Origin of the sequence: Zoogloea ramigera, from assembly GCF_006539865.1 — a bacterium.
Taxonomy (GTDB): domain Bacteria; phylum Pseudomonadota; class Gammaproteobacteria; order Burkholderiales; family Rhodocyclaceae; genus Zoogloea; species Zoogloea ramigera.
Genome location: NZ_BJNV01000148.1, coordinates 1 through 2,357, shown reverse-complemented (window position 1 = coordinate 2,357; position 2,357 = coordinate 1). Strand labels below are relative to the sequence as shown.

The following is a 2,357-nucleotide window of genomic DNA, read 5'->3' as shown; positions in this document are numbered from 1 at the left end:
GACCGGGTTGTGCCGCCGGGAAACTGACTTGTCCGGCCTGTAGATCGAGTTGCAAGGCCCGACAACTCGATTGTTTGTGCTGTCGATAAAGTTGTTCGCCCGAACAATTAAATTGTTTGTGCCGACGATGACGTTGTTCGCTCGAACAATTCAATTGTTTGCGCCGACGATGACGTTGCTCGCCCTAACAATTCAATTGTTTGGGCTGTCGATGACGTTGCTCGCCCTAACAATTCAATTGTTTGGGCTGTCGATGATGTTGCACGCCCGAACAATCGAATTGTCCGGGCCAAAATCGGCGTTTGCGGCTTCAAAACGGGGTAAAACGGTGCAGCAGCCCGGTTTCAGGCCATCGCGGGCGGGTCTTGTGGGGCTGCGCCGGGAAGTGCCGGCAGGTCGGGCCCGGGATGGAGCGGAACGTAGAACCCGAAGCGGCTGCCCTTCCCCTCCTCGCTCTCGTAAAAGATACGTCCCCCCATCAACTCGACCAGCCGCCGGGCGATCGCCAGCCCCAGGCCGCTGCCGCCATAGCGGCGCGCGAGCCCATTGTCCGACTGCTCGAAATACTGGAACAGCCGCTGCTGATCGTCGCGGCTGATGCCGATGCCGGTGTCGCTCACCTCGAACTGCACGACGCTCCTGCCCTGCACCTGGCAGACCTGCACGCTCAGCTCCACGCTGCCCTGTTCGGTGAATTTGACGGCGTTCTCCGCGAGCTTCAACAACACCTGGCGGATCCGCAGGGCGTCGCCGAAGAGTTCCAGCGGCACCGCATCATCGACCTGGGCATCCAGCTTCAGGCCCTTGGACTCGGCGCCGTGCCGCAGGACTTCGACGACCTCATGCACCATTTCGCCCGGCCGGAAGGCCTGCTCGTGCAGCTTGAGCTGGGCCGTGTCGAGGTGCGCGTAGTCGAGGATGTCGTTGATCAGCGCCAGGAGCTGATGGCTGGCCCCCAGGAGCTTCTGCAGCTGGTCGGCCTGGCGCGGGCTGAGGTCACCTCTTTTGAGGAGGTTGGCCATGCCGATGACGCCGTTCATCGGGGTCCGCAGCTCATGGCTCATCTTGGCCAGAAACGCGCTCTTGGCGTCGGCAGCGGCTTCGGCGGCCTCCTTGGCCTGGGCCAGCGCGAAGGTGCGCTCGGCGACGAGCTGTTCGAGGTGGTGACGATGCCGTTCGAGCTCGGCGGCCACCGCATTGGCCTCGGTGACGTCGCGGGCCGCCGCGAACACGCCGGCCACTTCACCGCTTTCGTTGCGGTACACCGCCGCGTTGTAGAGCACCTCGGTGAGCCGCCCGGAGACGTGGCGGATGGTGAGCGGGTAGTCCCGCACCGTGCCGGCCTGGAAGACCTGCGCGTAGCCTGCCTCCGCGCGCGCCGGGTCGGTGAAGTAGCGGGAGAAGTCGGTACCGACGAGCATCTGGCGGGGGACGCCGGTCACCTCCTCGGCCGCGATGTTCGCATCGCTGATCCTGCCGGCGGCGTCTATCGTCACCAGCGGGTCGAGGCTGGCCTCGAGGAGGCTGCGCGCGTATTTCGATGCGGCACGCAGCTCGTCATGGCCGCGCTCCAGGGCGCGCGCGGTTTCCTCCATCCGGCGAGCGTGCAGCCCCTGCATGTGGATGAGGGCGAACAGCATCAGCGAGAAGGTCATGCCGCCCAGCAGCATCAACGGCGGCGGCGCATCGTGGGACAGCTCCTCGAATTCGGCGCTGCTGCGGATGCGCAGGAGCCAGGAATGGCCGGCGATGACGGTCCCCATCTCCTGCACGTGGCGTGCCTCGCGCGGAGCGGGCTCCGATGTGTAGAGGAGACTCTCCGGCCGGCCCGGGCCATCGAAGACCTCCAGCTCCAGGTCGGCAACGGAGGATTTGAAGATATGCCCGATGACATCCTGCGCCCGGAAGGGGCTATAAACAAAACCGAGCAAGGCCGCGCGCCGTGCCTCGATGGAATCGACCGGCGCACCGTTGCGGTAGATCGGCTGATAGATGAGGAAGCCGGGCTGATCGGCGCCCTTGCCCTCCTGCACGAGGATCACCTTGCCGGACATCGCCGGCTCGCCCGTATCGCGGGCGCGTTCCATCGCCGCCCGCCTGACCGGCTCGGAGAACATGTCGTAACCAAAAGCGCGCCGGTTGGCGGCCGAGAAGGGCTCGAGGTAAATGATGGCGCTGAAAACCGGGCGATTGCCGGGGGGATGAATCGAGTAATCGGGAAAGCCCTCGGCCCGGACCTGCGCCTCGTGGCGCGCCCGCTCGGCCGGATCGACCATCAGCGTGAAACCCACCCTGAGGATGCCTGGCCGGGTCTGCTCGAGCCTGAGCGCCCCCAGGGCCGGGCTCCGCCCAGCCCG

General features: G+C 65.5%; 1 protein-coding gene. It reads right to left on the bottom strand.

Going from position 1 to position 2,357, the window contains the following annotated elements; translation table 11 throughout:
- Positions 1-344: 344 nt before the first annotated feature.
- Positions 345-2,357 (bottom strand): CHASE domain-containing hybrid sensor histidine kinase/response regulator family protein (locus ZRA01_RS20095; protein ID WP_141355145.1); only part of this gene is annotated, 2,013 nt, incomplete at its 5' end.